This is a genomic window from Vibrio sp. T20 (genome assembly GCF_007858795.1).
Taxonomy (GTDB): domain Bacteria; phylum Pseudomonadota; class Gammaproteobacteria; order Enterobacterales; family Vibrionaceae; genus Vibrio; species Vibrio satsumensis.
In genome coordinates, this window is record NZ_VFEB01000091.1 from 76,604 (window position 1) to 102,461 (window position 25,858).

Below are 25,858 nucleotides of genomic sequence, written 5' to 3' on the forward strand. Positions count from 1 at the left end.
GGAGAATATAGCTATGTTGTTTGGAAAGTACCTGAGAAGGTATAGGGTAGAGAATGAATTAACTCAGGCTCAAGCAGCGATTAAATTAAACTTAACCGGCGGTGATTTAGCTAATATTGATACAGTATCATTAAGTCGTTGGGAAAGAGGAACAACCAAACCTACAATTACCCGCAGTATTCGAGTTCTCAGAGAGTTCACAAATAATCTAGAGCCTTACTTAACAGAATTGAGCCATGAGCAAATGCAACTTAATCCAGTTCAAGAGCGCATCAACCAATTCGACGATGTCATGGAAGAGAAATACAATAGTTTAAATTCATTAGTTCATCGTGCAAACTATAAAACCTCGCTAAGCCAACCACATAACTTAATATGTGAATGCCCAATTCTAAGTCAGTGTGAGCAAAATGTTATTCAAGATATACATAATTTCCATGCTCAAACATCAGCAGACAATGTCATTCATGGTTTGCAAAAAATCGATCTATTGGATTACTGCGCTAATAATCGGCTTATTGCTTACAAGTATGTTGATAGTATGACTAACAATCTACTTGGTCATAATATTGGTGCCATATTTAAATCTGATTCATTTGAATCAGAAGTCGAAAGCCTTGATAAAAAAACAATTAATGAGATCGACTTAAGAAAAACAACTCCTTACACACCAAATAAAAAACTCATCTTTTATTCAGCAAGCCATCACTCGCTGTATAAACGTCCATTCCGCTTGCAACTTCATAGAGAATTTAAATACCTAGCTCAACGCGCAAATATAACCGACTATTACACTACGGTTGCGGTAAAAAGTTCTGTAGACTTACTTAAAAAAATGGGGTTTTCATTTGTAGCATATGAGAAAAGATCCCCAACAGGTTCGATTAAAATAGGAAAATACAACTATTCACGAGCGATAATGCATATAAAAACAGTTGATCTACTAGCTCAACCCGAATTCATGAACCTGTTAACACAATGTAAAATCTGCCCATCTCCGTGCTCAATATCTTCCACTAGTTGCTGTCAGCCTATCTCTTATAGAACATAGAATTAATAATTTAAGCCCTTCTGGTGATAATTCCGATGGGCTTATCCCAGCCTTATTAAGCCTCTTTTTACAAAGTGCAATAACATCCTTTCTGAAAGAGCAGCTCTGTGTACAACGTTCCATTTCTTATTCCAAGGTTATAAGTAATCCGATTTAACAGATCATACTTCCATTTAACATCTATCATATTAACATTAAAAAAATAGATGCTATCAAAATGCCTAATACACATTGCTAAGATTGCAAGTATCTACAAACTTACCTCATGCACAAATACACTTCTTTGAAGATATGTATTAAATACAATACTATCACCATTAACCCAAACAAGGTCGGAATCTATGCTTTTATCCAGCATGTGTATCTTGCTATAAATAGTGCGTATGTCACCACCAACGATCCCGGAAAAAGTCACATCGACTCTCGCAGCAGTTTCTAAGCTTATGAATACTATAAATACAGCCAAAAATATGGTACTTTTTATTTCTATTCTCATAATCACCCTCAAATGTAAACCAGTTACATCTACAGTTTAGCTCATTTACAAAATAATTGTGGGCTATAGAATAGGATAATGAGTAATCTAAAAGTTATAGTTTATAGTTTTTTTGTATTAACTCCTAAAGTCAAAAAACTATAAGTTGTAAAACTTTCATTCATATTCCTAGGAAACTACGAGGTAAGATTCTAGTGGTGGTTAACAGTTAGTCAGAGTTAGAGCCCCAATTTAACAAAGGCTATAACGTGTACGATTGCACGGGGATCATATTAATAAAAGTTGCCATGTGACATTTCAGCGTTACATAGCAACTTTAAAATTGATGTTAGGGATAATATTAAACAGAGCTATAACTATCTCAGTACTTGCCCTGGATAGATAAGATCGGGGTTGGAAATATTGTTATTTTCAATGATCTCTTTATAGTCAAAACCATAATCTCGGCAGATTTTATATAACCAATCACCCTCTTGTACGACATAAGGTAAATTCGGCTTCACGTTAACCTTGGTTGTTGGTTTTTCCTTTGGCTGAGTTTTAGGTTCAGCATTGTCAGAACAATCACCTTCTTCTGCTAGAGTCAAACACTGTGATTTATCTTCATTGTCTAACGAGTAAGGACGAGGTTCAATATTTTTCAATTCATGATCCATTCTACTCTCGTAAAAATAGTAAGCCAGCCCCAAAACCGCCTCTCTTTGATTCTGTCCAAAATCATCGTTTAGTGTCTGATTGAGAGAAATGGTCGCGCCAAGATTCTGAGTCAACGCATAATCCACCACATATTCTACAGTTGGGTACTTATCTTCAAACCCAAAGCCGACCTTTAAATCAAGTATATCGCCATCATGAACGCTATAGAGCGCCGAGATATCGGGGATATATTCAGATGTCCCCTCCAACTTATAATGTTTTCCTCCTAAGTTCACTTGTATTCTGTTGTATTGGTAAATAAGTTGGAGTGATTGAGAGTTTTCATACATATCTCCATCAAAATTGTAACCATAGCTTGCTCCAACACCAAAACGGTGGGAATTTAATTCCTCAGCAATCGCTGAGCCGCAAAAAGTCAAGCATATTAAGACATTAAAAGTTATTACTAGATGCTTCACAGGTTTACCTCATAAACAACATTAAACGATCCTTGATAGTTTCCTGAACTAATGGCATTTCCATCAATATCAAAGCTAATGTCATACGTTACATTGACTTGATTACTTCCCTCTCCATTAACGGTAATCACTTCAGAGTCCGGAAACGACGCTGTATTTAATATTCCATCTTGAACAATCACTTTATCAGCACTAGTACACCCAACAGTGCAAGATATTGTATAAGGTATTTTTTCTAACGAATTTTCTGTGTTGGTTAACTCATAATCACCAGATGTTGGACTGAATGTCATCATTACACCGTTTGGCAAGGTTCCAACTAAGATCACGTCATACTGTGTTGACCCCGATATCCTTTTGACTGCTGTGTCATATTGAGGCTCGATAATGCCATTGCCTAACACAGTTAAGGACTCTAAGATCGCCGCTTGGTAATCAATCGTAATAAGCAGCGTCTCGGGTATTCTGGTATAAGTCATCGTGCCTGTTTGACTGGTAAAAAAGTAAGTTGGCGACAAATTGATCGAAGCAGTGTATGTCCCAGAGCTAAGAGATGCAGACGATATATCCGTGCTGATATCAGGCATAGAAAAAACTGGTCGATAGAATTTAAATGGTTCAACTCGACTTGCCGCTACATATCCTGTTCGTGATACACAAAGTGTCGACTCTTGTATGAGTTTTGCTGTCGCACCACTCGTAGTAGAACTCACACATTCATTAGCAACACCCGCTCCCACATTTGACCCATAGTCTTTTTGAGTAAAATAATTGGCGGAGCTGCCTAGATTGAATTCAATCCCTAACAACTCCAGGTTGGTGGTAAAACTATCTCCTGTTGAATGATTCACGAAACTAACAATGTTGACAGATTGGTTATCAATAGATGCTGGATACCATTCAGCCGTAGTTTGCTCTTGCGCAATTGTCCAAGCTGATGGGGATATTGCACCACTACCAAAGTAGCTGTTCGTCGCTGCGTTGTTCCAAACAACTGGGTTGTTCGCTGTAATTGTTCCGTAAATCTCAGCAGCAAAGCTAGAACCAGGTGAAATGAACAACAAGGCAATAAAAGCTAGACTATTTCTTATTAATCGTAATTTTTTTGTTGTAACTGTAATCATGAGTAGCAACCTTTACCGATAGAGAATCTATATTTTTGAGGCCTTCTGCCAATTTGATGGTTTTCTTTCGGCCAGCTAGTATCGTGTTAGTTTGTTTACACTTATTGCTTATTTTTCCTTGCTTGCAATTATCAAACTGCATGTAGAAAAAAGTGTTACCTTTATTTTCTACAGAGACTTCAGAACCATTGTATTGGATCTCATATTGAACATTTGCGTTCTCCGCAGGAACGATATAATAAGGTGCATATCCATAATTAATTCCCACCCTACTCTTACTCTTTTGACCATCCATAACACTCGGCATAAAAGTCACTTGGTAGACCTTATCTTTTTTCAAATTGTCACAGTCAACTTGACACAAGTTTTTTACCGAGACTCGGCGCCGCTCACCTGGGTTGAGGATCAATTTATTGGGTAATAGCGCGAGATCCCATAAAGGTAGGTTGTCTTTAGTCAATTCTATTTTCTCTAGTTCTCCATTAACTACATTAACTTGACTAACACTTCCCTTTATATATTCTTCTTCAACTTTAGAGCTAGTAAGTGTAAAGACACCATTTCCGTCACCGCTTGAGATCAACAGCATCTTGTCGATGCTAAAGGCATGACTCAAGGAACTAATTATTAATAACATTGAGGTTATTACTACACGTTTCATAATTTTCTCTTTTAATAGTTTGAAGCATATGGCGTCAATTCCATATAGACAGCATAATTAATAAGCTCATCGACATACACTTTATGTACAGCTGTTAATAAATCAGTAGACTTAGCAAATATATAAGAGTAATCACCCAGTTTTTTATTGATAATTTCAACTCCAGATTCACTAATTTTCCTCTGATAATCTAAAACAATATTACTATCCTTGTATTGCCCTAAATAATAGTAATAGGCACCATCTACTAAGGCAACCTGATAGCCTTCGCTATTTTCTTCAAAAGAAGGCATACAGAAGTTGTTCCCCAAATTTAGATTATCTACTGTTGACAACTCGGGTATCACACATTGATTAACTTTAGATATTATTTTAAATGGCAACTTACTTTTAACTTTAAACTGGTAGACTCCTTCGACCAACCTATCTGATGAAAAGCAACCTTCTCCAATACATTCCACACTATCGATAGGGTTTCCGTTAATATCACTAAATGTTGAAATAAATGATTTCAGCTCTGATAGTGAAGTATCAAGGCGAATAACCGTACCCGGGTAGCTCGTCGCAGAAATATGGGACTCGCCGTTGTTATAGAAATCCGATGCTTCTGTATCCAACTCAAATTCATACTCTTGATATTCTTTTAACGGGTAAATATTTGAAGCATCCTCACTAACATATGCGTTACTTTGCTTACCATTTTGCTCAGAGTTTACGACTGCTAAAAACTTACCCTCAGCCGAAAGATTTCCAGTGTCATTGGCAGATATAAAGTAACTTGATGATCTTTCACTAGTAAAATCAACACCTGTTGAGGTAATAATATTATTTGTTCCAATATACGCCGAAATATTTGCACTACTATCAGAGTTAACATAAAAATATGAGTTCGAGTCAATATGTTTATTTTTGTAATTTGCAGACAAGGATAAATCTGCATTATGTGAATCTTTTTCTCCGTCTTGGTAGTAAATACCACCAGAGCTTGAGACACTAAGGTCTTTTTTATTTAAAATACTGCTTGAGACTGTATCTCTATGTGACAATGTGGTATCACCGTTATCGTCAAACTGAATTTGTGTACTGTGCATGTAAGTATTTTTTTGCCCCAAAGGTATCGTCACAGAAGCCATAACACCATAATTTATATAATATGATTCACTAGCTGAGAACTCCACGTTTAGCTTTGAATCAAGGGGCAATGATAAAATCTGGACGCCACTTCTAGCGGACCAACTTTCTGAATCGTTAACGTAAATATTGGTAAAATCTCGATATTGATTTTTGGTGTATACCCCTGAAATGTACGATGACACATTCCTCGATAAATACTTGTTATAGTTGAACGATAAAGACATATAACTTGAGTTACCAAACAACAAATCAGAGAGCCTTATATCTCGAAAACTAGCATATTCAGTCTCAAATTTTGTATAGGATAGATTTAGGTCATAAATGCCTAAGTCCATATTATAAAAGCTAGCACCATCATTAAACACTCCAGCAACTGCTGATAATCTAGAAACTTCACCTAGCGATAAATTTCCGCCAATATAATTATAGTTATCATCAGCCGTGACAAATGACCCACCGCCTAACGCAAAAAAATCAGCTACCTGATAACTCAGTTTTCCATTGGTAAAGACTGGACTTTCATAATTGTCATACGCAAATCTGATTGAATTTTCGTCAAAATCCTCATCTAAACCAGAGTTAGTTAACTCGCGAGATAGATAGCCAGCAGTTATATGATAATCAACCTCTCCGGAAACTAATGAGGACGAATCGTTATTCACAATGAGCCTGTCTTCATTGTAAAACTCTTCTCCTCCATCAAACATTCTGACTGTAACGGTATAAGTACCGACAGGAAGCTCGTTATAATCGAAGAAGTCTTGGCCCGCACTCACATTACGACTGAGGAGTACACGCCCTCGGTCGTCATTTATTTCCAGCCGCCCGTCTCTTGGAATATTCAAATAGACACGTCTAGATTTTCCACTCAGCTTTTTAACTAACTCCTTTGTTGAACCAATGGATAACATGTAACCAGAAGTCTTGCTATTATTCTCTAAAAACTGAGTACTATTCCACGAACGTTCTTGGTATTTATACCCCATTGAAACACGCGTATTACCGTCAACATAGTTATATGATGAGTCATCCGAGCTAAAACCGTTCACGTCGCTAAAGTTGACGTCATTGTGTAAGTAACCGTACTTACCAAAGCCAACATAATTTTCATGTTGGTAAGAGTATGCTGACGTATAATTTGTGGTATCACTGTATGAACCAGATACATTCAAACCATGTGACATAATGATTGAATCATGATCAGTTTCCGCTCTCACAAACTCTAACGCGACTTGCTCTTCTTTATCTTCAAGAAACTGGGAGTTAATATGAGCAATTAAAGAGTGACTTTCTGGGACATAAACAAAATCATAAAACTCAGGTAATAAACCACATTCACTTCGGTAGCCTATGCACTCTTTGCTCGATGCGACCCCAATTACTAGCGATTCAGCCATAGCTAGGCTCATCGCTCGTTCTACCCCAAACGCTTCTTGTAACATTTCTTCTACTATTAGTTGTTGAGAAGCTTTAATTCTAATCTCATCACCAGCAACAAGTGCTTCCAAAGGAAATGATCGGTTTTTATCAGCAGATAGAATTAACTTTAATTTCAAAGACTGCTCTGATAGTAAGTCCTCAAACCCTTCTGGGATATTAGCACTCACTTTTGTGCTATAAGTTATAATAGAGGCAATTATAATCAGGCTGTTTATACTTACCCATAATTTTAAAAACATTATAACTCTAACTCCATATTGAATGTAATATTGCCGTTACAAATTAATGGCTGATCATTTGATATGTTTTGGTTAGTTACTAACGAAAACTCGTTAGTTGCCCTCTTAAACCCAGTGCTATTATCGGGGTCAAAAATAAAGTTGGAAATATTATTCACATCGTGATAATTAACGCCATCAATATATAGATCAATAAAATCATTAACTATAACTAAACCGGTTCCATTAATCTCACATGATGAACTGAACTCAGAAATGTTATAACTATATTCAAATGAATCACCTGAATTTATAGGAATCGTTGTCGTAACATAGGACAAAAACAAACCGTCATGAAAACTCTCATTGTCATCATCATATTGAAGAACAATGTGTTCTTTTGATAACCTCACACTGATGGAATATTCATATAAATTAGCCCTATTAATCTGCGTACTTAGAGGGAATAAATAACTTTCAGTACTATAAGCATAGTGACTAAAGATAATTGATGAGCAAAGAAACAAAAAATTTATATTGACATTCATTTAGCACAGTCCTAAAAAGAAAGGCACTTAAATTAAGTGCCTTATGATCAAAAAAACTTCTCTTAAGGCAAGGTTGCTACAAGGTCCACATTAACTGACACTTCTGTACCAGCAATATCATCGGGTGTTGAGTGGGCTGTGTTGTTAGATACATATAATTGAATTGTCTCGCCCGCTGCAAGTTGAGTTGAAGATAAATAATCCGTTGCTGTAAGCTCTGTGGCTGATACCCTATCACCTACAACAATATTTGGTTGAACTTCACTCATTGCAGCTGGAATTACCATTACTTGAGATACCGTCCAATTCGCTGTTGTAAGATTACCAACTGTAGCACCTGTATAGTCACGAGCTTCTAACACGACAGGCGTACTGGAAAATGTGCCGTCATTATTAACCAGAAGTGAACCCGTATAAGCGGCTGAATCCATATTACCACCAGCACCTGTGATGATAACGTCACCATTCGCGACAAAACCTGGGACAAATCCAGAAAAAACTACAGCACCAGTTGAAGTATCTCCAGATGCTGCGAATGTTGGAGCAGCAGCAATTGCCGACAGTAATGTAATTAGAGTTAGCTTTTTCATGTTGTTTCCTTTGTGTATTTCTGCAAAATTCTATTGACTCCGTGCCAATAACCAGCACTACATTACACTCAACAAAAAAATTAGAATAAGCACTCTATATTTTTCTTGCCAACAAAATGCCTAGTGAATAAAACTCCACGTCGTCTTTGTCTATAAACCGAATTACGAAAAAAGGCTTTCTTAGTTTCTTTTAGCTCTTTAATACTCCTGGTTTTTTAATTATCAGAGAAGTAAACTTAGCACCCCAAAAAAAAATACACACCAGATGCCTACACTTCCTTACTGCTTCTACCATAGAATGACGTTTTTATGGATAAAGGTTTTGAGGTTTATATTATTGATTGCGTTTTCTGCAGGTCTAGTATTAAGCAATGTTATCGATATACACGATAAAAAGACGCCGAAAATATTAGATAGTCGTATCAGTTTAAGTCGTTGTTATTCATCGAAGATCAAGAATACAAGTAGCACATCAAAAAAAATTCCAGTTGAACAAACCGTACTCGGAATTTGTATGATTAACATCCTACAAGGCTTATCTGCCCCAAAGGCAAATGAGTGAATTTGAACTTAGCTTCAATCCATGTGAAAAGCTTTTCTCAAAGGTATTCTGAAAAAGTCTGGATTATACAACTAATCAAGGCCCTTCTATGTTCCAACGCTTATATTTTGGAGTTAGTTACTGTTTATGAAACAACTTGTTTTCCTTGTCAGTATATTGGGTACTACCCCCCTACTCAGCGCTACTGAATTATCTCAGTTTTTTTTGGGGACAAAAGGTGGGTACCAAATTGCTTTAGACGATAATTACAATTACTCAAATCCAGAAGGAACCATCTTTGGTATATATGGTGGCTTACAGTTTTCTCCATCTTGGAGTTGGGATGTGGGCTATCAATATCACAATGAATTAAAGGCGGATGCTACATCAGTTAATGTTAAAACTTGGTTGATTGAAAGCGCTCTACGTTACGACTGGTATCTACAAAGGAATCTAAGCCTATACGGTCGACTTGGTGCATCCTATTGGGATATGGAAAAAATACAACCTCACCAAAATAAGGTCAATGCAACTGGTTTCTCTCCTCTAGGTGAAGTTGGTATTAACTATAACTTTAGCCCTAACGTCCAATTATCAACTGGTTACCAGTACATCGACAGTATTGGTAAGTCCATTACGGGGAAATATGATAGCCACGGGTTGTTGATTAGTCTTTCCTATATTTTTGGGCGTCCCACTCAAGTAACTCTGGGCGAAACAATTGTTAACGCTCCTGTTGCTGACGAAACTCCAAAGCCTGGCATTGAAAATTTGGATGGTACATCACTTTCTAAAGTATTGACCTTTTGTACAAAAAATATCGAGAGCGGCACTTTTGATTTTAATGGTATTAAGCTCAGCGATGACTTTATCTCCTCATTAACAAAGGTTGCGGCTTTACTAAACACTTACCCCCAAGCTCAAGCGTTTATTGTTGGACACACAGACTCAATAGGTTCTGAGGCTTATAATAAAGCATTATCAGAGCGCCGTGCACAATCTACGACGAACTGGCTTATCGATTTAGGAGTCACTCCGGAACAGCTTGAGTGGCGCGGTGAAGGCCAATCTTATCCCGTTGCAGATAACAAAACAGCAGAGGGACGAGCAAAGAATCGGCGGGTAGAAATTTCCATACCCTGCTTTCAGTTTGAAGAATAGGTAGTATCACCATGAATAAAGTCATTAAAACTAGCTTTGTATTAATAGCATTTTCTTCAATTATGCTATTCACAGGTTGTAATTCAGAAGGGGCATTCAATTCTAAACCACAGACAATCGCTCCACCACCAAGAATCGATTCAACATTGATATCGATTACAGTGACACCTTCGCCAGCTTTGGTATTAGAAGCTAGGACGGATCAGTTGGTAGCAGGTAATACGCAACAGTTAGTAGCGACGGCCAAATTCGATGATGGAGACAAAATCGATATAAGTGATTCTGCGACGTGGTCGATAATTGGAGACCCAACAATAGCGGACGTGTCAGCTTCTGGTTTACTAACAGGGAACGTTAAAGGTGCCACTGAGCTCATTGCTACAAAAGACGGTGTAACTAGTAATACCGTAAATGTCAATGTGTGTGACTTAGCCGGTCCATGTATTGATATTTTCGATACAGGTAATGGAAAGTTATTTACCAACTCCCCATCTGTGGCTTACCTAGACAGGATTGGCGGAAGTGCAACAAATGGCATTTATACAGAAAACGAAACCTTCGGCCCTGCTGGTGATTATTATATATTCGACTGGGATAATGCAAATACGCTCTGCACTGTCTACAGCTCACAGAATATCGGAGGAAGAGATAATTGGCGCTTAGCCACGAATAACGAGATAGAGGTAGAGGTACGCCAGGAGTTCGGTGATATGTTTCCAGTGCGCGGCTGGCCGACTGGCACATTCTACCACTTTGTATTAGAACCCAATGATCCTATGTGTAGCGACCCAGAGGCCATCGACTATGGTTGCATACCAACCAACTACCCTAGGAACTGGGGTGCGTATACATCCTGCGTCTCAGAGCCTTAACCTTGAACGTGTTAATTTTAATATTGAAGCGCCAGAGTCAAACCCAGCGCTTTTTAAGAGCAGTCAAATGAATATTTATGATAAACAAGTATTAATTGAGAACTATCAACGTATTGTTGGCACACGAAAGGTACATCGCCGCTTCACCGAGGAAGCCCTTTTATCTTGAAAAATAAGTAATCTTTACCTCGACACCCAGTACCCATTCGTTTGATTGACTTAACCGGCGATAGCTCTCTTCATCACCTCTCGGCCAAATTTCGCAATAACATGGAATAACTCACAAAGAATCTTCGTGTTCGGGTAATGTGACTTAAACTTTAAGGTCAAGTGCGTTGTTCATACCCATCACTACGGCTTCAATAGCCATGCCATTCTCGCCTAACTGCTCGAAGTTCGGTCTTATCCTCTTACAGCTGCGGCATAATCCAAATCACTTCGTCAGCCTTAACGTCAGCGATAACGTCGTATAACAGTTCACCTTAGCTTTAAACCAGCAACTCCATAGGCATTGGGTGATACAGCAACATAGAAGATGCTAACTTCAAGCTAACTACCCTTGTTAGGATCCTGTCCTCATAAACGTTAAAATTGGAACGTTTTGATATTTCCCCATTCCTAACAAGTAAGTGGCAAGATGAATAAAAAACCTTATACGACATTTTTTAGGTACTCCTTATCATTAGCACTTTGTTCAGTCCTACTTGGATGTGGCGGCGGCTCTGATGATACTGAAAATACAACCTCGATAACTGAAACTCCATCCACTAGCGGCACTCTGTACTACGCTCAAGATGTTTTTCGTATAAGTTCACTAAACGAATCATTTCGCGTTGACTTATCCAACAGTATGGAATCTTCAGACGGCTCCTCTGTAGCTCTCAACTCCGTCATCCCATTGAATGATGACAGCAACTGTAACATCACGTCCTTAGACGAAGATGGATTTACCATTCCAGCACGAAGCGTCCAAGTGTGTGACTATCGCTATCGTGTAGGCCCTAAATCGACGCACTCACCTTATGCGGTATCAAATCAGGCAAAAGCAACTGTCTATCGTTCAACAGCTACGTCAGGAAATGGTTTTGCAGAGGGTACAGTTCGTGCAGCTATAGGGGAGTCAGTACAACAAATTATCCCGATTTTAGGTACCACCTCATCTTTTTCATCAAAGACCATTGATATCCCTGCAGAACTAGGAAAATTGGGATATTCATTGGATACCTCTACCTATGTGTTGTCAGCTACCGTTACCTTACCTAATGGTAGTACCACTAACTCTACTGCTATTGCCAATTCGTCAATGAATACTATCGAGTACACTCCCGGGAGTGGTATTCCTAGTGGTGTGGAGCGAATATTATATACATACCATGATGGAACAAACGTCCTCAGTGGTACTATCGATATTGCCGTATCCACAAATAACAATAGCGCACCAACCGCAGAATCTAAACGAAAAACAAGTTATATCGACCCCGATTCAGGGGATACATTATCAAAAATACCCTATGGAAAACTCATTCGCTTCGATGTTGCGGATCTTATTAGTGACCCAGACGGCGATACGCTACATCTAGTGGATGTCTATGCGTTTGGGGCAACATTAATCATTCCGCAAGACGCGAATGGTGATGGCAACGCATTCAATGACACAAAGTTCGATTTTTCTAGTAAACAACCAGGAGAAGTCTCGTTAACTTATGTTGTATCGGATGGAAAAGGGGGGTATGCAACGGGGATCGTACAGGGCTACGTCAGCGATCCCTATGAACCTATTTTTGTATCGTCTAACACCAAAATCTATCTGCCACCAACCTTGTATCAGGATGCACAAGATGCCAGTATTTCTAGCACACCCAAAATCGGTAATGGCACGACATCTTTGTTAGGTATTACGACTGCAACACACGACTGGGAAACGGCCAATTACCTATGCCAATCTAAGGAGGCAAGGCTACCATCCGTATCCGAATTGAGAGATCTTTACAACGAGGGAAATACTAATGGTGCTCTCTTTATCAATCACAATTGGCCAGTCGATGTTAATTACTGGACTAGTGAGCAAGGGGCAACAAGTATCAGTTACCATCAATCATTGGATATGGAAAACAACACGGTCAACTCGGACCATGTAAACTCAAGTACTCTCTATACAGCTTGTATTGATGAAACACCTCCTGGATATCCTGTTATTTTCTTTGGCGATGAAATGGGAGATGAATATCTGTTTGATATTCGCATCAATGAAGAATTCTTCTTTCGTTGTGGTTCGATCGTCGACGCCATAGGTCAGGTTGGTGGAGAGCAAATTGGGGGCAACGGGGGCCAGTTTAAAGAGATTGATGTTAAAACTATCGGTAGAATCAGAGCAGGTTGGGCATATACTGGACTTACTTCAGGGGTCGATCTAACAGAACTATCTATGTATGACCGTAGTGGTAATTTAATACTACGTTGTGGCCAAGGAATTTTCGACAATACCTCTAACGATGAATACACCTTAAGTGAACACGAAACCTTGACGGGATTTAGAGCACGCGGAGTGACATTCATACATGGCTTAGAGCTTTGGATTGATGTTCAATAACCGCTAGTATTTTACGTGAATCGGTTAGCCTAATTGCTTACTCTGTAGGTGCCCGAGACAAAGGATAATCATTTGGTTATATGTAAAAGGTTCGCCGCAGCTTTCCCGAGAAAGCCGCGATGAACCTTTTTTATTATATTTTTACTTAGTCAAGTCTTACTCTATCCATAACTTCAAGGTCAAAAGCCGTATTCATATCCATTGCTACCGCTTCTATATCTTACCATGCTCATCCAACCGCTCAGGGAACGGTTAATGACTCTTAGCATCAGCAATGACAATCGCATAACCGTGCATCTTAGCTTTGGGCCTGCAACCCTATAGGCATTGGATTACTCAACAACATAACAAATGCTAACTATCGTATTACTTGCCTTGTTACGATGAAACTCTCATACAAGCGTCAAAAGTACGACGTTTCTATCCGTCCCAATTAGTAGCAAGCAAGTGGCAAGATGAATAAAAAACCTTATACGACATTTTTTAGACTCTCACTATTACCAGTTCTTTCTATAACTCTACTGGGGTGTGGTGGTGGCTCTGGTGAGACTGAAAATACAACCTCAATAACTGAATCTCAAACTACAGAACACACTCTGTATTACGCACAGGATATTCTCCGTATAAGCTCACTAGACGAATCATTTCACGTTGACTTATCCAACAGTATGGAATCTTCAGACGGCTCCCCTGTGGCGCTCAACTCCGTCATCCCGTTGAATGATGATAGCAATTGTAACATCACGTCCTTAGACGAAAATGGGTTTACCATTCCAGCACGAAGCGTCCAAGTGTGCGACTATCGCTATCGTGTAGGCGCTGCGATGTCTTCTAAATCACGTTCGATGAAAAATAGTGACGTTCAGAAAGCGACGACTCATACTACAACATCAGGGGACGGATTTGCCGAAGGCACTGTTCGCACAGCTGTTGGGGAGTCCGTCCAACAGTTGCTACCAATTTCGGGGGTTACCTCGTCTTTTACTGCAGTGACCATTAATATTCCCACAGAACTAAACAACTTAGGTTATACACTTAATACAGACGCCTTTACGCTGTCGGCAACCGTTACCTTACTCAACGGTAATACAACCAACTCTACTGCTATTGCCAATTCGTCAATGAATACTATCGAGTACACTCCCGGGAGTGGCATTGCTAGTGGTGTGGAGCGAATATTATACACATACCATGATGGAACAAACGTCCTCAGTGGTACTATCGATATTGCCGTATCCACAAATACAAATAGCGCACCAACCGCAGAATCTAAACGAAAAACGAGTTATATCGACCCCGATTCAGGGAATACATTATCAAAAATACCCTATGGAAAACTCATTCGCTTCGATGTTGCGGATCTTATTAGTGACCCAGACGGCGATACACTACATTTAGTGGATGTCTATGCGTTTGGGGCAACATTAATCATTCCGCAAGACGCGAATGGTGATGGCAACGCATTCAATGACACAGAGTTCGATTTTTCTAGTAAACAGCCAGGAGAAGTCACGTTAACTTATGTAGTATCAGATGAAAAAGGGGGATACGCAACGGGCATCGTACAGAGCTACGTCAGCGATCCCTACGAATCTATTTTTGTATCGTCTAACGGCAAAATCTATCTGCCACCAACCTTGTATCAGGATGCACAAGATGCCAGTATTGCTAGCACACCCAAAATCGGTAATGGCACGACATCTTTGTTAGGTATTACGACTGCAACACACAACTGGGAAGCGGCCAATTACCTATGTCAGGCTAAGGGGGCAAGGCTACCATCTGTATCCGAATTGAGAGCTCTTTACAACGAGGGGAATGCCAATGGTGCTCTCTTTATCAATCACAATTGGCCAGTCGATGTTAATTACTGGACTAGTGAGCAAGGTTCAACAAGTATCAGTTACCATCAATCATTGGATATGGAAAACAACACGGTCAACTCGGACCATGTAAACTCAAGTACTCTCTATGCAGCTTGTATTGATGAAACACCTCCTGGATATCCTATCATTTTTTTTGGCGATGAAGACGGAGATGAATATCTATTCGACATTCGTATCAACGAAGAAATCGTATTCGGTTGTGGTTGGATAGTCGACTCGATATCTCAAGTCGGTGGAGCCTATATCGGAGGCAATGGGGGTGACAAACATTCGGTTAATGTTGCTGATGTCGGCAAAATCTCCGCACTTTGGGGTTATACCGGAATAGGGCAAGGAAACGACCTGTCTCGACTCTACTTGTATAACCGAAGTGGTGATTTAATGTTTCAATGCGGTAACTATGACTACTCGAATCAACAAAGCGATGAGTACATACTCACAGAAGACGAAACACTAACCGGATTTAGAGTGCTGGGAGATGACTATATAAACGGTCTAGAACTTTGGATTGATACAGTGCCTTAATTATTACGTTAGACTAGCTGTTGTCTCGCTAGTTTAACGTTAAATTCATGAACACATCTTACACCATTATTTAGAGTGCCCATTGGGGAGGTTTTACCCCCTTACTTAACTTGAAACACTAAACACTAAACACTAAACACTAAACACTTGATACTAAGCTAATATATTGAGATGTTTAAACGACAGTCTTCTATACATAAAGACAGCAATGCATTAACACTCTCCAGACGTTCTATAATATGAACACGGTTAACGCATTGAACTTTCATTGAATAAAAAGGATTTATCATGAACAAACTCGTCATTATCATTTTATGTGTATTGCTTCCGCCTGTTGGCGTGTTTTTCGCCCGTGGCGCAGGTAAAGATTTGCTGATCAACATTGTCCTTACCTTCTTCTTCTGGGTTCCTGGAATGATCCATGGTCTGTGGGTAGCCACCCGCTAACCCTTTTTAACAATTAATACCGAATAAAATACCCATAAAAACAAGCTCCTAGCCCTGAAGAGTTAAAAATAGGATGAAATGAAAGTGCTTTTCCACTATCATCCTGTCGCCTAAACGTAAGCGATTGCTTTCACAGATTTCGCTGAGTTTAGGCTCCAACTACATAACACTTCAAATGGTGGGAGCCTTCAATGACACAACTTACGATTACTCGTCCTGACGACTGGCATGTTCATCTACGCGATGGCGAAGTATTAAAAGATACAGTTCGCGATATCAGCCGTTACAATGGTCGAGCGTTAATCATGCCAAATACCATCCCACCGGTAACTGATACCGAAATGGCCCTTGCTTACCGTGAACGCATCATGGCAGAGCAACCAAGTGAACAGTTCCAGCCTCTAATGGCACTTTACCTAACAGATAACACAACACCTGATGAAATTCGCAAAGCGAAAGAGTCTGGCGCTGTTGTAGCGGCGAAGCTATACCCTGCTGGCGCGACGACAAACTCGGATTCAGGCGTAACTTCAGCTCAAAAGATCTACCACGTACTAGAAGCGATGCAAGAAGTGGGTATGTTGCTGCTGGTACACGGTGAAGTAACGGCTCACGATGTTGATATCTTTGACCGTGAAAAAGAGTTTCTAGACACAGTGCTAGCGCCGATTGTTAACGACTTCCCTAACCTGAAGATCGTTCTAGAGCACATCACGACTGCAGATGCTGCAACTTTCGTTAAGAACGCTAACGAGAACGTAGCGGCAACCATCACAGCTCACCACTTGCTTTATAACCGCAACCACATGTTGGTTGGCGGCATTAAGCCACACTTCTACTGTCTTCCTATCCTAAAGCGCAACACGCACCAATTAGCGCTTATCGAAGCGGCAACAAGCGGCAGCAAGAAGTTCTTCTTGGGTACAGACTCGGCACCACACGCAAAAGGTGCAAAAGAGTCAGCATGTGGTTGTGCGGGTTCTTACACAGCACACGCTGCGGTTGAACTGTACGCTGAAGTGTTCGATTTAGAAGGCAAAATTGAGAACCTAGAAGCGTTCGCGAGCCACAATGGTCCGGATTTCTACGGCATGCCACGTAATGCAGACACCATCACTCTTGTTAAAGAAGAATGGAATGTTGCTGAAACCATGCCTTTCGGTTCAGACATCGTTGTACCAATCCGTGGCGGCGAGACTATTGCTTGGTCTGTAAAATAAGCGCTTGGGCTGTTAAGTAAATGCCCTCCATTTAACGAAAAGGGTCACCATAATAATTATGGTGACCCTTTTTTGTTTCTATGAAAGACTGTCTTATTATAATAAATACTTAACGATTACTTACCGCGCATTTTTCCAATCGCAGTCCAAACAGCAACGACAATCAATCCAGCTAAAACCCCAATCACGCCATTCAACAAAGTGGGAACAACCGCTGTCGCTATCGTATGTCCACGAAAATCCATAACAATCGGCTCAATTAAGTGATGAATCGCAGGAACGTTATGCACCACAATACCACCACCAACCAAGAACATAGCAGCTGTGCCGACCACAGCAAGCATCTTCATTAGCTTTGGCGCAAAGGCGACTAACCCATTACCCAATCTGGTTTTAATGGTACTCTCATTCGATGTTCGTTGGAGGTAGAAACCTAAATCATCCAACTTAACGATACCCGCGACTAAGCCATAAACACCAATCGTCATCACAACCGCAATCAAACTCACGACAAGAATCTGAGTAAGGATACTTGTCCCCGTCACGGTACCCAGAGCTATCACTATGATTTCCGCAGACAATATGAAGTCGGTACGAATTGCGCCTTTAACCTTTCTCTTCTCATAGTCCTCAATGGATTCACCTGTTTTATCTTCATCTCCTTTGTCGTTATCTTGGTGAGCATGCGGGAAGAACTTCTCTAAAATTTTCTCCGCGCCTTCAAAACAAAGAAACAGACCACCAATCAAAAGCAAAGGCATGATCAACCAAGGAATAAAGGCACTGATCAATAATGCTGCTGGCACTAAAATCAGCTTGTTCTTAAATGAGCCTTTTGCAACCGCCCACACCACTGGGATTTCTCTTTCAGCAGAAACACCTGATACTTGCTGAGCGTTCAGGGCTAAATCGTCACCCAATACGCCTGCGGTTTTTTTAGCTGCCACCTTAGACATCAGTGCGACATCATCCAACACAGTTGCAATGTCATCTAGCAGTGTTAGTAAACTTGCTCCAGCCATTTTGTTGTCTCTTTATAAAGAATTAAACCATCAATAAAATGTAACACCATCAATTCACTCATCAAAGTTATGAGTCTGTAAAAAATAAAGTCACAAGTTGTGTTTTCTATTGCTGTCTCTGTTAGACAGGAATAATCTGTCTTAATCTTTCACGAACATAAAAGAAAAAGTATAGATGAAAAGTGAATCTACCTACCCGATTGGTAAGCCAGGACAAAAGTGGCAACAAGCAGAACGTGAAGCATGGTTAGCTCAAAGAACGGTTAAGCGTGAATACCAACAAGAAGTTGTACCAAAGATTAAAGCACTAGCAGATCGTTTTGACATCGAGCAATACGGCGCGCTGAGCTACGATGAAGCTCGTTTCCCTCTTTTTGCAATCAAGAGCAAAAACTGGGATGCATCAAAACCAACCGTTCTGGTAACAGGCGGTGTTCACGGTTATGAGACAAGTGGTGTACACGGTGCGATCAAATTCGCAGAGACTCAAGCAGAGAAATACGCAGCACATTTCAACATAGTGGTTGCACCTTGTGTGAGCCCTTGGGGTTACGAAGTCATCAACCGTTGGAACCCAAATGCTGTTGATCCAAACCGTTCTTTCTATGACGGTACACCAGCTGAAGAATCAGCAAACCTGCGTGCGTTAGTGGCGTCTCTGCCAGAGGTACTGGTTCACGTTGATCTACACGAAACGACGGATTCTGATGAAACGGAATTCCGCCCTGCACTCGCTGCACGTGATGGTATTGAATACATCGAAGGCATGATCCCAGACGGTTTCTACACAGTTGGTGATACTGAGAATCCGCAGCCTGAATTCCAAGCGGCGGTAATTGCTTCAGTTGAAAAAGTAACGCACATTGCGCCAGCAGATGCAGACGGCAAGATCATTGGTTCTGAAGTTACTCAACATGGTGTGATTAACTACCCAATGAAGAAGCTTGGCTTATGTGGTGGTGTGACTGATTGTAAGTACGGCACAACCACTGAAGTTTACCCGGACAGCGACAAAGTGACAGACGAAGAGTGTAATGACGCTCAAGTTGCTGCGGTAGTCGGTGCTTTGGATTACGTAATTCAGCACGAACTGAACGCATAAGCGAATATCAGCTAATAACTGGAACCTATAGCTGAGAACTGAGAGCTAAAAGAGCCACAAGTGATGATTCATTCGTGGCTCTTTTTTATCTTATCTCTGATTTCTTCTACGGCATAAAAAAGCTCCCTTGCACGCGGTGCAAGGGAGCTTTGAATCTGATGACTAAAGTAAGTCCCTATCTAGAAACTTACTTAGTTCGCGATTTACTTAGTTGCTGGAGTAACCGTTTCTTGCCCTTTACCGACTTCAGTCAGTAGGCCTTTCAACAAACTCACACAGCCAATCAGAAGAATGATCGTAAATGGCAATGCAGCAATGATCGTGATCGATTGAAGTGCTTGGATAGATTGAGTACCACCAATCCACAACATCACCATTGCGATAACACCTGAGATAACCGCCCAAACCACTTTCTGTTTCACTGGAACTTCAAGCTTACCACCTGCTGTCATACCATCAATAACGATAGAACCCGAGTCTAGTGTAGTAACGAAGAACACAATGATCAGTGCTACAGCGATAACAGAAAGAATGCTACCAAACGAGTACGCATCTAGCATGTGGAACAAGCTTAGAGATACATCAGTGATGCCTTGGTCGAGGCCAAGTTGCCCTACATGATTAATCACTTGCTCAATAGCCACGCCACCGAAAATAGACATCCAAGCTGAAGTGACCAATGTTGGGATAATCAGTACGCAAAGTAGGAATTCACGAACCGTACGGCCTTTAGAAATACGCGCTACAAACATACCGAAGAATGGTGCATACGCAACCCACCATGCCCAGTAGAATACAGTCCAACCATGCAGCCATGTTGTGTCTTCACGGCCTGAGCTTTGGCTCAATGCTACAATGTTTTTCACATAGCCAGTTGCAGCAGTCGCCACAGAATCAAGCACTGTTGTGAAGTTAAGAACAGCAATTAAACCAAGGAATACAAACGCAATCACCATGTTCAGGTTACTTAGGAACTTAACGCCACCGTCCATACCACGAAGAACAGAGATGATCGCTAAACCCATAATCAGAACAATAATAGATTGCTGAAGGAAGATGTTGTTTTCCCAGCCGAACACGTGGCTGATACCACTTGCTGCTTGTGTGCCACCTAAACCCAATGAAGTCGCTAGGCCAAACAGAGTAACCAGTACCGTAAGTACATCAATTACATCACCGGTCTTGCCCCATACTCGCTCACCCAAAATTGGGTAGAACACAGAACGCATTGATAATGGTAAGCCTTTGTTGTAAACAAAGTACGCCAAGCAAAGTGCCGTCATGCCATAGATAGCCCATGCATGAAAACCCCAGTGGAATACGGTCGCACCCAGTGCCAGTTCACGGCCTGCTTCTGTAAAAGGTTCAGCATTCAAAGGCGTGCCAAACCAGTTAGTGAAGAACGCGGTCGGCTCTGCAACACCCCAGAAGATAAGCCCAATACCCATACCTGCTGCGAATAACATCGCAATCCAAGATGCCATTGAATAGTCAGCTGTCGCGTCTTCACCACCTAAGCGAACTTTGCCTAGAGGTGAGAATGCAAGAACAACGGCAAAAACTAACATGATGTTAGCTCCCCACATAAACAGGAAGTCAAACTTTGAAAGAACAGCACCCTTAATAGAATCAATTGCAGCTTTAGCATCTGCAGGCGGAAGAGCAAGAAGAGTGATGATAAAAAGAAGAGATAAGCCAACTGAGGCTACGAAGACGGTGTTATGGACATCCATGCCCCATTTACTGACGTTGTCTTGACCAACTTGATAGTCAGTAGAATCGATACTGTATTTTTTTGATTTAAAACTCATAAATTATGATGTTCGCATATCCGAATCAACGAATATAAGGACGCTCTCCATATCCAACTACTACTTGATTGGCTCGCCATACCACCGAAATAAACGTGATAAAAACCACCTCGAGTGGTGATAAATGGACTTACTAGCTCAATCCCAGGCCGCGGATTGTAGCACAGCACGAAGCATTTTGACTGAGTTTTAGCTCAATAGTCACCCAAACCAAGGTTAATAGTGATAGTTAAGCTAATAAAAACAGAATTGAACAAACAAATAAAAATGTTTAAATACAGCACTTTAAATAAAAATAACGCACTGTAAAATCTCATTCAAACTTTCTAAAGATAAATTTAACAATAGCCTAATTTATTTATAGCTCTAACAAAAAAGCCCCGCTATAGGGGCGGGGAAATTACCAAAGGTAAAAGAGAAATCAGTATTCAAATGTCAGTGCTACGTCTAGCAGAGCAGCACTTCACATTTCAAAGACAGCACATTAGATCGCGAAGCAAAAACCTAGGTTATAGTCTTCGCCATTTTTTGCCGTGAACTCTTTATCTTCACTTGAAGCGTTCGGTCGACCGCTTTCATCGCCTTTCACTAAACTCACCCAGTGACGGATGCCAGAAGAACGGCTCGCCTCAGTTTGGCCAAACGTGGTGCATGTCTCTAACTGGATATCTTGAATATCAACCAATTCTAAGTAGCCGGTGCCTTTACGAGCACCGATTGTCACTTCAACGTGTGTACCGCTTTCATCACGAAATAGGATTGCTGAAGGCTTAGACTTATCGCCGGTGAAAGCCACAAAGTGCTTCGCTCGTTTTAGGCCAGTATGTTCGCCATTTTTGAAGTAAACCTGAACATGTCGGTAGTCAATCTCATAGCTCACTGCGTCTTCGTGTGAACCTGCCTCAAGAGGAAATAGAGTATCAAGCAACTGTTTCGCCATTTTTTGTTTTTCGAGCTGCTTGTCTGCTTTCACCATTTCTACGGCAAAGACAGCTTCAGCAATAAATGTTGAATGGTTTCTGTGAAGTTCTGTTTTGTCTAGTGTCAGCATATTCATAGTCTTTCCCTCTTACGGCTTTGAATTTCATGTAGGTCAAAAATCCTGATTGACCCTTTTCAAAATTGTTCTTTACTGTGTTGCTTCCATGTATTTCATACTACTTGTATTTTCGAAACAATTTCACAACAAAAATTTCACAGTGTTAATTTTACTAAATTGCTTTTTTACACAAACCGACATTTTGAGCCCCCAGCCCTTTATCTAACTGGGTTGAGGGCTCAGTAGAAACACTTTTACGTGTTGTTTGAATTTGTGTAATAACCAACACCAACCAGCTTATTGTCGATCACTCGATAGTAAGTGTGCTTGGTTTCCACTTTGCTCGACAGCGGGTTTAACCATCGATAGGTATAAACGCCTCGGCCGTTTTCTTTCGCGAGATTCAACATCTCAGTAAGAATAGGTTTATCGTCTGGACTTAGGATTTCGCTGTGTGATCGCCCGATAAGTTCAGGAGAAACACCGTGTGCAAGCAGCTTTCCAGAGTTCATATCCATCACAAACACATACAAGTCCCCTTTCACAAAACTGCCTTCAGCGTCATTAAACTCAGCAAGGCTTTGTTGCTCCGACTCTACAATTGCGGTCATCGCTCTCGCCAGTAGGTTCTTAGCCTCGGCCGCACTGGAACGCTCTGGGTAAAAGCCCACAGCAACAATCACATCTCCAACACGCTCAAAGAAAGTGGTTTTCGGCTCACCCATGCGATCAGTTGGGTTGCTCCAGTGATACTTAACTTCACCAAAGCCGTTGTGAACCGCTTTAGTGATCATTTCACGGAAAAAAGGATTGCCGTAAACGTCTTGGGTATCCAACACACTGTCGCCCACCAACACCATCGAAGAGCCGCCACTGGCAAGGAATTGGCCATCAATACCAAGAGCAAACACATAGAGTTCACCGTCTATATATTCGGCATCACTCATGAAGTCTTTCACGCTGTCGTCACCTTCTTTTTGAATGTGCACCACCGCTTTCGCAAGCAAGGTTTTGGCTCTTCTTTCCGCATCACTGACCACATGTGGCTCAGAAATGTCGAGCACATTGACTGGCTTGGTTTCTTTCTCGGCTTCTGAATGTTCGGCACGTAAACCAATGCCACTCACTACAGCAAACACGGCACATCCAATGAGGATTAATCTGGATAAATTCATGGTTATATCTCCTAATATCCGACTAAGGACGGTAGCCAAAGCGTAATTTGTGGGAAGAAAGCGATAACAAACACGCCCACAACAGAAGCAAGAACAAAGGGATGGATTTTCGCGGTGATTTGCTCAACCGTTGAGCCACCGATCCCCGAGGCGACAAAGATGTTTTCGCCGAGCGGCGGCGTTGCAAAGCCTATCGATAAGGTACACACCACCACAATGCCCACGTGAGTTGGATCCGCGCCCAACATGTACATAATTGGTAGCAGCACTGGCACAATAATCATGATCGCCGCCAAGGTTTCCATAAACATGCCGATGAACAGCAGCAAGGTAATCGTCAGAGCCCACACCATGTACATGTTGTCGGTGAAACTGAGTAGTGATTCCGCCACAACAACTGGGATTTTTTGCTCAATCAACAAGCGTCCAAACACGGTGGCAGCAAAGAGGATTAACAATACGCGGCCAGTGATCCACGTGGTGGTCGACAAAGATTTCATCACGCTTTTGAACGATAACTCTCGGTGGATAAACACACCCACAAACAGCGAATAGAAAATCGCCACAACCGCTGATTCTGTTGGTGTGAACATGCCGCTGTAGATACCGCCAAGAATCAAGAACGGCGCTAATATCGACCATAATCCACGTCGCAAGTAGTGCCTTACATCACCAAACGACCACGTTTCGGTCAGCCCTTTATAGCCTTCTCGCTTAGCAATGAAGTAGTTGGTTACCACCAGCGTCGATGCCATGATGAAGCCTGGTACAACCCCAGCGACAAACAGCTTTGGAATCGACAGAGAAGCAAACTGGCCGTGTTGAGCAATGGCTTCCGGTGGCGCCATTAAGCCCATTGCAGAGATACCAAAGATAACCAAAGGAATAGATGGCGGGATGATAATACCCAACCCACCGGATGCAGCTGTAACTGCCGATGCGTAGCTCTTATCGTAGTCACGCTTCACCATCGCAGGCACCATTAACATGCCTACCGCGGCGGTGGTTGCAGGGCCTGAACCTGAAATAGCACCAAAGAAAAGACATGCCATTACCGTTGCCGCGCCAAGCCCGCCAGTTACGGGCCCAGCTAAGCTTTCAGCGATATCCACCAGACGTTTGGAGATACCCGCTGCCTCCATTAAGGCACCCGCAAGAACAAAGGCTGGCAGCGCCATTAATGGGAAGTTACCCACCGAGGTAAACGCGATTTGTACTAAAGCGATGGGATTTTTATCGAGCAACATATAGGCCGCCATCGAAGCGCCGGCCAGTGATACTGTGATTGGTGCGCCTAGGATTAAAAGCGTTAAAAAGCCACCAAATAAAATTAGAGTTAAATAGGATTCCATTATTACATCTCTCTATTACGACTATTCTCTGTGATGACTATTGCGCAGACTTTTGTGCCGTCATTTTGCGCAGCTCTTTGACTTCTGGATCTTCGTTGGTTGCGCCTTTGAATAAACGCTCATAATTATTCCAGATAATTCGAATCATCATCAGTGAAAACGCGATAGGTAAAATCATGTAGAAGTACTTCATCGGGATACCTGTAGTCTGAGACTTCCAAAACAGATTCATTTTGTTGAACACGAAGTCGTAGCTGAGGTAAACGAAGTAGCCGTTGAAACAGAGCCATAAGAAGTCAGCGATGGTTTCACTCACGGTCTGCACGATTGGCGGAAAGAATTTAAAGTGAAAGCTCACTCGGTTGTGCGCCGACATCTTGGCCGCAACAACAGCTCCTAGATAGGCAAACCAAACAAACATGTAAGTAGCGACCTCATCCCCCCAAGGGATAGAGTAATCAAAGAACTGGCGAGTAAGGATTTGTGTGAACAGCAATAGGACAAAGCTTGCGAGCAGCAGACAACACGTATATTCCTCAATGTTGTTTAAGTGCTTTTTTATTGTTTTAGCGACTGACATATAACCTCCAATGTTGATTTCCACATGACAACCAGTCGCTCACGGTCCTAAAAGATCAGGTACAGAACAGATCAACGAGTACAGCCATGTAAATGCCCTATCTCACTGTTCTATCGCTAGGTGATTAAGTAGCGGTGAACAGCAGATAGGGCGAATCT

At 41.3% G+C, this 25,858-nt stretch carries 20 protein-coding genes and 1 pseudogene; 8 read left to right on the forward strand and 13 right to left on the reverse strand.

From position 1 onward, the window contains the following. Positions 1-13: 13 nt before the first annotated feature. A complete protein-coding gene (locus FTW16_RS10045) occupies positions 14-1,051 on the forward strand; it encodes a helix-turn-helix domain-containing protein (protein WP_261383432.1) in 1,038 nt (345 codons plus the stop codon). 852 nt (positions 1,052-1,903) lie between these two features. Here FTW16_RS10045 and FTW16_RS10050 read toward each other — a convergent pair. The 6 genes from FTW16_RS10050 to FTW16_RS10075 all read right to left on the reverse strand — a co-directional run bounded on the left by FTW16_RS10050 (position 1,904) and on the right by FTW16_RS10075 (position 8,377). Continuing rightward, complete coding sequence (locus FTW16_RS10050; RefSeq protein WP_261383433.1) at positions 1,904-2,662, reverse strand: LysM peptidoglycan-binding domain-containing protein; 759 nt, start codon at positions 2,660-2,662, stop codon at positions 1,904-1,906. Beyond that, positions 2,659-3,786 carry a hypothetical protein gene (locus FTW16_RS10055; protein WP_146490935.1) on the reverse strand — a complete coding sequence of 376 codons (1,128 nt, stop codon included), beginning with the start codon at positions 3,784-3,786 and terminating at the stop codon, positions 2,659-2,661. The genes FTW16_RS10050 and FTW16_RS10055 overlap by 4 nt, the downstream gene beginning before the upstream one ends. Beyond that, a complete protein-coding gene (locus tag FTW16_RS10060; protein WP_146490936.1) occupies positions 3,743-4,447 on the reverse strand; it encodes a hypothetical protein in 705 nt (234 codons plus the stop codon). The genes FTW16_RS10055 and FTW16_RS10060 overlap by 44 nt, the downstream gene beginning before the upstream one ends. Before the next feature lie 11 nt (positions 4,448-4,458). Beyond that, positions 4,459-7,260: a CS1-pili formation C-terminal domain-containing protein gene (locus tag FTW16_RS10065; RefSeq protein ID WP_146490937.1), complete on the reverse strand. Its 2,802-nt coding sequence runs from the start codon at positions 7,258-7,260 to the stop codon at positions 4,459-4,461. After that, positions 7,260-7,787: a hypothetical protein gene (locus FTW16_RS10070; protein WP_146490938.1), complete on the reverse strand. Its 528-nt coding sequence runs from the start codon at positions 7,785-7,787 to the stop codon at positions 7,260-7,262. Before FTW16_RS10070 ends, FTW16_RS10065 begins: the two co-directional genes overlap by 1 nt. A gap of 62 nt (positions 7,788-7,849) precedes the next feature. Next, complete coding sequence (locus FTW16_RS10075) at positions 7,850-8,377, reverse strand: hypothetical protein (protein ID WP_146490939.1); 528 nt, start codon at positions 8,375-8,377, stop codon at positions 7,850-7,852. 688 nt (positions 8,378-9,065) lie between these two features. Between FTW16_RS10075 and FTW16_RS10080 the strand changes: the two genes are divergently transcribed. The 3 genes from FTW16_RS10080 to FTW16_RS10090 all read left to right on the forward strand — a co-directional run bounded on the left by FTW16_RS10080 (position 9,066) and on the right by FTW16_RS10090 (position 13,541). Continuing rightward, on the forward strand, positions 9,066-10,079 hold the full coding sequence (locus FTW16_RS10080) for an OmpA family protein (protein ID WP_146490940.1): 1,014 nt from the start codon (positions 9,066-9,068) through the stop codon (positions 10,077-10,079). An 11-nt stretch (positions 10,080-10,090) separates the two neighbouring features. Further along, complete coding sequence (locus tag FTW16_RS10085; RefSeq protein WP_146490941.1) at positions 10,091-10,951, forward strand: Ig-like domain-containing protein; 861 nt, start codon at positions 10,091-10,093, stop codon at positions 10,949-10,951. Between the two features lie 637 nt (positions 10,952-11,588). Then, a complete protein-coding gene (locus tag FTW16_RS10090; RefSeq protein WP_261383434.1) occupies positions 11,589-13,541 on the forward strand; it encodes an adhesion domain-containing protein in 1,953 nt (650 codons plus the stop codon). Between the two features lie 169 nt (positions 13,542-13,710). On the opposite strand, the pseudogene FTW16_RS24935 reads toward FTW16_RS10090, so the two are convergent. Beyond that, positions 13,711-13,841: pseudogene (locus FTW16_RS24935) on the reverse strand (ISL3 family transposase); the annotation flags it as partial. A gap of 524 nt (positions 13,842-14,365) precedes the next feature. Here FTW16_RS24935 and FTW16_RS10095 point away from each other — a divergent pair. The 3 genes from FTW16_RS10095 to pyrC all read left to right on the forward strand — a co-directional run bounded on the left by FTW16_RS10095 (position 14,366) and on the right by pyrC (position 17,619). Continuing rightward, entirely contained in the window at positions 14,366-15,952 is a 1,587-nt protein-coding gene (locus FTW16_RS10095; RefSeq protein WP_261383435.1) for an adhesion domain-containing protein, read from the forward strand. Between the two features lie 288 nt (positions 15,953-16,240). Next, positions 16,241-16,399: a YqaE/Pmp3 family membrane protein gene (locus tag FTW16_RS10100; RefSeq protein WP_008215717.1), complete on the forward strand. Its 159-nt coding sequence runs from the start codon at positions 16,241-16,243 to the stop codon at positions 16,397-16,399. Between the two features lie 191 nt (positions 16,400-16,590). Beyond that, positions 16,591-17,619 (forward strand): dihydroorotase, encoded by a 1,029-nt coding sequence (pyrC, locus tag FTW16_RS10105; RefSeq protein WP_009845762.1) that lies wholly within the window; start codon positions 16,591-16,593, stop codon positions 17,617-17,619. 116 nt (positions 17,620-17,735) lie between these two features. Here pyrC and FTW16_RS10110 read toward each other — a convergent pair whose 3' ends face one another. Beyond that, on the reverse strand, positions 17,736-18,641 hold the full coding sequence (locus FTW16_RS10110) for a DUF808 domain-containing protein (RefSeq protein WP_146490942.1): 906 nt from the start codon (positions 18,639-18,641) through the stop codon (positions 17,736-17,738). 175 nt (positions 18,642-18,816) lie between these two features. Between FTW16_RS10110 and FTW16_RS10115 the strand changes: the two genes are divergently transcribed. Next, positions 18,817-19,743, forward strand: coding sequence for a M14 family metallocarboxypeptidase (locus FTW16_RS10115; protein WP_146490943.1), 927 nt, complete (start codon positions 18,817-18,819; stop codon positions 19,741-19,743). Positions 19,744-19,946: 203 nt separating this feature from the next. Here the strand turns inward: FTW16_RS10115 and FTW16_RS10120 are convergent, their stop codons facing one another. From FTW16_RS10120 to FTW16_RS10140, 5 genes are all read right to left on the reverse strand, one after another. Continuing rightward, positions 19,947-21,554, reverse strand: a complete 1,608-nt coding sequence (locus FTW16_RS10120) for a BCCT family transporter (RefSeq protein WP_146490944.1) — start codon at positions 21,552-21,554, stop codon at positions 19,947-19,949. Between the two features lie 484 nt (positions 21,555-22,038). Then, the gene (locus FTW16_RS10125; protein WP_017094519.1) at positions 22,039-22,611 is read right to left on the reverse strand and encodes a malate synthase; all 573 of its coding nucleotides are present in this window, start codon (positions 22,609-22,611) and stop codon (positions 22,039-22,041) included. Positions 22,612-22,847: 236 nt separating this feature from the next. Next, on the reverse strand, positions 22,848-23,768 hold the full coding sequence (locus tag FTW16_RS10130) for a cache domain-containing protein (protein ID WP_146490945.1): 921 nt from the start codon (positions 23,766-23,768) through the stop codon (positions 22,848-22,850). 11 nt (positions 23,769-23,779) lie between these two features. Next, positions 23,780-25,120: a TRAP transporter large permease gene (locus tag FTW16_RS10135; RefSeq protein ID WP_017064290.1), complete on the reverse strand. Its 1,341-nt coding sequence runs from the start codon at positions 25,118-25,120 to the stop codon at positions 23,780-23,782. Between the two features lie 37 nt (positions 25,121-25,157). After that, complete coding sequence (locus FTW16_RS10140; RefSeq protein WP_017064289.1) at positions 25,158-25,700, reverse strand: TRAP transporter small permease; 543 nt, start codon at positions 25,698-25,700, stop codon at positions 25,158-25,160. Between the last annotated feature and the right edge of the window lie 158 nt (positions 25,701-25,858).